4 protein-coding genes and 1 pseudogene are annotated in these 6,603 nt (G+C 66.0%); 3 read left to right on the top strand and 2 right to left on the bottom strand.

From position 1 onward, the window contains the following. Positions 1-1,440: sensor histidine kinase (locus tag KK097_RS17660; protein ID WP_214531718.1), on the top strand; the 1,440-nt coding region annotated here is incomplete at its 5' end. Then, entirely contained in the window at positions 1,437-2,117 is a 681-nt protein-coding gene (locus tag KK097_RS17655) for a response regulator (protein WP_128781701.1), read from the top strand. The genes KK097_RS17660 and KK097_RS17655, both read left to right, overlap by 4 nt. 280 nt (positions 2,118-2,397) lie before the next feature. On the opposite strand, the gene KK097_RS18515 is transcribed toward KK097_RS17655, so the two are convergent. After that, positions 2,398-3,171, bottom strand: coding sequence for an expansin EXLX1 family cellulose-binding protein (locus KK097_RS18515; RefSeq protein ID WP_128781700.1), 774 nt, complete (start codon positions 3,169-3,171; stop codon positions 2,398-2,400). Next, on the bottom strand, positions 3,138-3,896 hold the full coding sequence (locus tag KK097_RS17645) for a GH12 family glycosyl hydrolase domain-containing protein (protein WP_128781699.1): 759 nt from the start codon (positions 3,894-3,896) through the stop codon (positions 3,138-3,140). Before KK097_RS17645 ends, KK097_RS18515 begins: the two co-directional genes overlap by 34 nt. 332 nt (positions 3,897-4,228) lie before the next feature. On the opposite strand from KK097_RS17645, the pseudogene KK097_RS17640 reads away from it, so the two are divergent. Continuing rightward, positions 4,229-5,380, top strand: a pseudogene (locus KK097_RS17640) (IS3 family transposase). The last annotated feature ends 1,223 nt before the right edge of the window (positions 5,381-6,603 follow it).

Below are 6,603 nucleotides of genomic sequence, written 5' to 3'. Positions count from 1 at the left end.
TTCGTGCGCGAACAGGCGACGAGCAGTGATCCTGCGAGACGGCTCGAGCCGTACGCCCTCGATCTGATGCGCCGCACGCACATCGACTTCATCACCATCATGGCGCCGGATCGGACGCGGTGGACCCACCCGGACCGCTCCGAGATCGGGCAGCCGTTCCGCGGGACGATCGCGCCGGCACTGCAGGGCAGGACGTTCACGGAGACCTTCGCCGGCACGCTCGGACCTTCGGTGCGCGCCGTGACCCCCATCGAAGACGGTGAAGGCAGGGTCGTCGGCCTGGTGGCAGCGGGCGTGACGGTCGCGAACCTATCGAGCGCGTTGCTGCCCCGGCTCGCGTCGGTCATCGCGCTGGCCCTGTCGATCGTCACGGTGTCGGCGCTGTTCTCGTGGTTGCTCAGCCGCTACCTCGACCGCGTCACCGCTGGGCGCGGTCCCGAGGAGCTCGCACGGGTGTTCGCCTCCTACGAGGGCGTGCTGCACTCCATCCATGAGGGGCTCGTCGTCATCGACCGGTCGGCGTCGGTCGTGCTGCACAACGACCGAGCCGCGGAACTGCTGAACCTCCCCGCACCGACCGAACGCCAGGAGCCGATCCCGCTAGAGGAGCTCGACGTGTCGGACGAGCTGCGGGCACTGTTCGCGTCGGGCGACCGAGCCGTGGACGAGACGTACGTGAGTGCCGACCGGGCGCTCGTCGTCAACCAGGAGATCGCGTTCTCGCGGGCATCGGCGAAGCCCCTCGGCACGGTAGCGACGATCCGCGACCAGACCGAACTCCAGCACCTGTCCGGCGAACTCGCGGCCACACGGACGCTCACCGATGCATTGCGATCACAGACCCACGAGTTCGCCAACCGCCTGCACACGGTAGTCGCGCTCATGGAGCTCGGGCATGTGGACCAGGCGATCCGGCTCGCCTCGGACGAGATCGACCGGCACGCGGGCGTCGGCGAACGTGGTGCAGCCGACGACAGCGGGGCCGTCACCGCCGAGGTGATCATCGCCGTCCTGAACGGCAAACGAGCCCAAGCACACGAGCGCGGCGTCACGCTCACGATCGACACATCCGGCCTCCGAGGTCCGGTGCCAGTCCCGGCCGGCGACGTCATCACCGTCGTCGGCAACCTCATCGACAACGCCGTCGACGCGGTCACGGGAGACGGGGTCGGCCGCGATCCGTCCGTCGACGTGGTCGTGACCGCCACCGGCGGGCACACCCACTTCGTTGTTCGAGACAACGGTGCTGGCATCCCGGACGTCGACGTCGCCTACGAGCGGGGCTGGTCGACGAAGCCGTCGGGCCCGGAGGGGCGGGGAGTCGGACTCGACCTCGTCCGCTCCATCGTCGCGCGGAACGGCGGCGACATCACCGTCACGACCGGACCCGAGGGCAGCACATTCACGGTCGATCTGGCACCGGGTCGGGGGACGGTGTGACCGGCGACGTCCGTGTCCTCATCGTCGAGGACGAACCGCTCACCGCGGAAGCGCACGCCGCGTACGTGAGCCGCCTCGAGGGCTTCACGGTCGTCGGTTCGGCGGCTAACGGCCGTGCCATGCTGGCCGCCGTCGCTGCCGAACGGCCAGACCTCGTCTTGCTGGACTTCAACCTGCCCGATGCCCACGGCCTCGAACTCGTCCGTGAGCTGCGGGCCGCCGGGTCCGCAGTCGACGTGATCGCGGTAACAGCAGCGCACGACGCACGTGGTGTGAGGAACGCGATCGCGCTCGGGATCGTTCAGTACCTCGTCAAGCCCTTTAGCTACCGCACGTTCGCGGAACGGCTCACCACGTACCGCGACTTCCGCAGCGGTTTCGAGGACCGTCGGTCACTGACCCAGGCGGACATCGACAAGCGTCTGAGCGCCCTTCGACCGGCGATGCCAGCCGAGCTCACCAAAGGCATCGCCCGCGAGACGCTTGAGCTGATCCAAACCGTCCTCATTGGATCGCCTTGTGGTGCGTCCGCGAGTGAGGTGGCAGCGGCGACGGGTATATCGCGCGTGACAGCGCGACGCTACTTGGAGTACCTCATCACCTCCGGTCAAGTCGAGAGGGACGTGCGATACGCCGGGCCGGGAAGGCCAGAGTACGAATACCAGTGGCTGCGATAATATATTCGTCCTGCCAGAGATAGTGCTCGATACAGGCCAAGAAACGCCGTGTGACCGGGAAGGCCAGACCGCCGGCGCATGACAACTGGGGCCGTCGGACGTTCACCGCACCTGACCTGAAACGGGTGTGGTCGACGGACTTTACCGAGCACACCACCGCCGAGGTTGACACCCATCAAGCAACAAGCGAAGCCCGCGGTCGCACTCGCAGTTGAAACCGACGAGTCAGATAAACCGTCGGCAGCCCCACTTGGTGCAGTGGGACGCCATGGGTGTTGTTTCAGTTGTAGAGGCGGGTCTTCGTCTGCTGGACCTTTCCTGGTTTTAGCGGAACGTTCCGGATCGTCACGCTGTGCCCGAGCGCGTCCCTGATCTTGATTGAGTATGGTCCCTTGCCGGCTCCCCGGGGGGCGATCCAGTAGCCGTACTCGGTCCGGGTCAATGTCTGGCTCCGACCGTTTTTGCTGATCGTGACCGAGCGGATTGCGTTGCCGTTGTTGATGATCTGCAGCGCCAACCAGTACGCGGAGGAGCCGTCCTTGAAATGGAGCGCGATGGGAGGGACGGCCGGGTTCTTGACTGCCTTGAACCGCACCGGGATCTTGCCGGCGTTGTAGTTTCCGATTTTCCGGAACGCGGAGTCGCTGAGGTCGAGGTGGGTGGCGCCGCACTCGTGGCACTGGTCCATCACGACCACACGGACCTTGCCTTTCGGCCCCGTAACGTCGAGGAACGTCCCGCATCCGGCGCCGTGCTGGTACTTGTCGGGGCCAACGGCGACGTAGAGCTCGCCCTGCGGAAGCGCCGGGAACGAGCAGTTGCCGTTGGTGGTGCCGCCGCCCGGTCCGAAGTCGTAGTGGGTCGCGAATCCGGACGACACTTTGACGGCCCCTGCGGCAGGCGTCGGCGCCACTGAAGATGCATGCGCCGGGGCGTCGCGTTGCGCCGGAGCGATGCCGAGCGCTGCGGTCGCCACCAACGCGGCACCGAGTGCCGTGCTGATGACCCGCGTCGCCCGGGTCACTTGCAGCTCCTCGAGCGCTGCTGCGTCCACTTCTGGACCGTCGCGGATCCGCTTCCCTGTGTCACTTCGACGCCGAACTCCGTACTGATCAACCGGAGGTTCGGATCAGCGTCGGGTCCGGCGGCGGTGCGCACAAACTGCATGAGGTTGAGCGATCCGTGCAGGGCACCGGACCCGGCGACGAAGGAAACCACGGGACCACCAAAGGGTCCGGTTCCGCGCCAGACGGTCCAGTTGTGACCTCCGATGGTAGCCGTGCCCGTGGGCGACCCGGCAGGGTTCACACGCTCGTGCTCACCCCAGACCATAACCTCGAGCGACGGCTTCGTTTGCCAGGACAGGTTCCGGCCCGTGGCAGTCCACAGGTCGTAGGCGGCGTCGTAGGCACCAGAGGCCTTGAGCTTGTACTTCAGCGTGCTCCGCAATGAGCAGGCCTTCGGGCTGGTAACGGCGATTGGGAGGGTGTGGGTCTTGAACCCCGGGGTGTCCCAGTGCCACCCGCGGACGACCGACGGGTACCCCTGGACGCTGGTGGCCGAGTTACCCCAGGCCCATTCGAGGTGTCCCTCACCGTTCTGGTCGCGAATGGTCTGAAGGCCGGAGTTTCCGCCCCACTTGTTGTTGAAGAGATAACTGTCCTTGTCGAAAATCGGGATCTTTGCGTTCGGCGAACTGCTTGCCGCCGTAGCCCCGGAAATCAGGCTCACCGCAGATGCGAGGGCCAGCAGGACAACCGGGATCTTCGTGAGTCGCACAGATCACTCCAAAGTTTCGTAGCGGGTGCTCGCGCAGTACACGAGCGCACAGAGCTTCGCCAGACGGCCGTCTGGCGAAGCCACCATAGGCGCGTTAGAACGTTCTGTCTACCGCGGCGAGCATCAGCGACAGCAGGTGGTCGCACTGATTCACCGCCGGCGCGTCGTTCTCGTGATTCGTTACTGCAAGAGCACCTTCGCCTTCCCGCCACCCCTCAGAGCTCAGCCCAACCCCCAATCGCAACTGCCCTGCTGTTAGCGGATGGGACTGCTGCAGGTTCGGTTGACTCCTGACCTGTGAGGACGTGCTCCTCGCTGGAAGGATGTCGATCATGCCCAGGCCCTATCCGGAGGAGTTCCGACGCGACGTGGTCGCGGTCGCTCGTCGCGGGGAGATCCCGTTGACGCAGGTCGCGAAGGACTTTGGGATCTCCGAAGGAACCGTGGCGAACTGGTTGCGCCGCGCGGACGTCGACGACGGCGTCAAGCCCGGCGTCACGACCGTAGAGAACGCGGAGCTTCGAGAACTGCGGAAACGGAACCGGCTGCTTGAGCAGGAGAACGAGATCCTGCGCCGAGCGGCCGCCTATCTCTCGCAAGCGCACCTCCCAAAATGATGTACCCGCTGGTCCTCGAACTCGCCGCCGACCGGATCCCGGTCACGGTGACCTGCCGGGTGCTGGGCTTCACAAAGCAGGCGTTCTATGCCTGGCGGAAAGACCCCGTAAGTAGACGCGATTGGGTGAACGCCCACCTGACCAACGCCGCCGTCGACGCGCACCGGGACGACCCGACGTTCGGGTACCGGTTCATCGCCGACGATCTCGCCGCAGCCGGCCACCTCGTGTCGGAACGGCGCGTCTGGCGCCTGTGCTCACAGCAGCGACTCTGGTCTCTGCACGCGAAGAAGCGGGGTCTGAACCGGAAGGCGGGACCACCCGTGCACGACGACCGGGTGCAGCGTGCGTTCACAGCGCCGGACATCGACAAGCTGTGGCTGACCGACATCACCGAACACAACACGAGCGAGGGCAAGCTGTACCTCTGCGCCGTGAAAGACGCTTGCTCCCGACGCATCGTGGGGTACTCCATCGGCTCTCGGATGCGTTCCTCGCTCGCCGTCGCGGCGCTGCAGACGGGCGATCTCTCGACGGAATCCGATCGGAACAGTGGTTCATTCCGATAGGGGCAGTCAGTTTCGTTCCAAGCGATTCGTCCGCGCGCTCAGCGACGCAGGACTGCTCGGCTCGATGGGTCGGGTCGGCGCGTGCGCCGACAACGCGGCGATGGAGTCCTTCTTCGCGCTCCTGCAGAAGAACGTCCTGAACCGGCGCCGGTGGGCGAGCAGGGAGCAGCTGCGCGTCGCGATCGTGCACTGGATCGAGGGGACCTACCACCGGAAGCGTCGACAGCGGGGCCTCGGGAAGTTGACGCCCATCGAGTACGAAGCAATCATCAACCCACAGGTCGGACTCGCGGCCTAAACGGACGAGTCAACGAAAGCTGCAGCAGTCCCGATCAAGACGCCGCACGGCTTCACCCCGTTCCGCCCCAACGTTCAGCTCAAGTAGGACCCGGGTCCGACTGATGCTCCGACGGGCCGCCAGCGACTAGACGTCGTGTGGCACCTGACCCGTGCGCCTTACGTGCAACAGCTCCAGATGCGTACGCTCCGCGGCGCGACTGATGAATCAAGGCGGCCCAGCGCGATTCAACACCGCCGGTCAAGTGAGCGTGGGGGCCAGAAGGGGTTCAACGCCGGCGCGACTGGTGGGTGCCCGAGGAAGCAGTGCCGTTGCCTGCAGACGCTCGGGGCGGTCCGGTGCGCGACCTCGTACCGGCGGCACCTGTGCGCGCGTGGATCGGCACCCACCGAGGTGTCGATTGCCGCATTGAAGCGAACGCAATCGCCGAAACGTGTGACGTGGTGGTGATCGCGTGGGGGAGTGGCCAGGCGCGACCGCTGCGTGGGTGTGGCGGGCGGCTGTGAAGCACCGCATGGAGGTCTCAGCGACGTCATAGCCGGCACGGTTGCCGGTGTCGTGAGCCGTGCGTACCGTGGTGGTCTGCGTCCGGCCATTCCCCCCAGTGGCTTTGGGCGCTGCAGTTCGAGCAGCCCCCAAATTCGCTCGAGCTGTAGCTGGCTCCGGCCCTGCACCCCTCCGCAGGGCCGGGGCTGTTTCACGTTCGCCGGTCTCTGCGCGTCGGCGAGCTCCCCGAGCACGCAGGATCTCAACGGACCGCCGGCGGCGGTCTGTTCTAGTCTGAGCGGGCCGCCTTTGGCGGGCTGATCTTGTCTGAGGGGAGCCGACAAGCCGGCCAGTGCTTGTCGAACCCCAAGGGGTTCGTTGTTTGCCCGGGAAGCCTTCGGCGATTGTACGGACGAGGTTCCGGGCCGCAAGCCGTCGCCACTGCCGCACGCGAGAATTTTCGGCCGGTGCCGGCGTGCTCCTCTCCCGACATCAATGGACGGCACCGGTTGAATCTCTTCGGAGCGGCGCTGCTTTGGGCTTGCGCCCCGGCTTCTCGTCATATCGGCACTACGTGCCTTTCTTATTCAGACATTGCTCGACCCGATGGTGGCAAGTCCTGCGGCGGCGCGGAGTTCCTCGACACGGTCGAGCTGCTTTCACGTGAACCCGGGGAGCTCGCGGCCGAAGTGGCCGTAGGTCGCGGTCTGCGCGTAGATCGGTCGGAGCAGGTCGAG

The organism is Curtobacterium flaccumfaciens, from assembly GCF_018598405.1.
GTDB classification, from domain to species: domain Bacteria; phylum Actinomycetota; class Actinomycetes; order Actinomycetales; family Microbacteriaceae; genus Curtobacterium; species Curtobacterium aurantiacum.
Note: the sequence above shows the minus strand (reverse complement) of the source record. Positions and strands in the feature narration are given on the sequence as shown.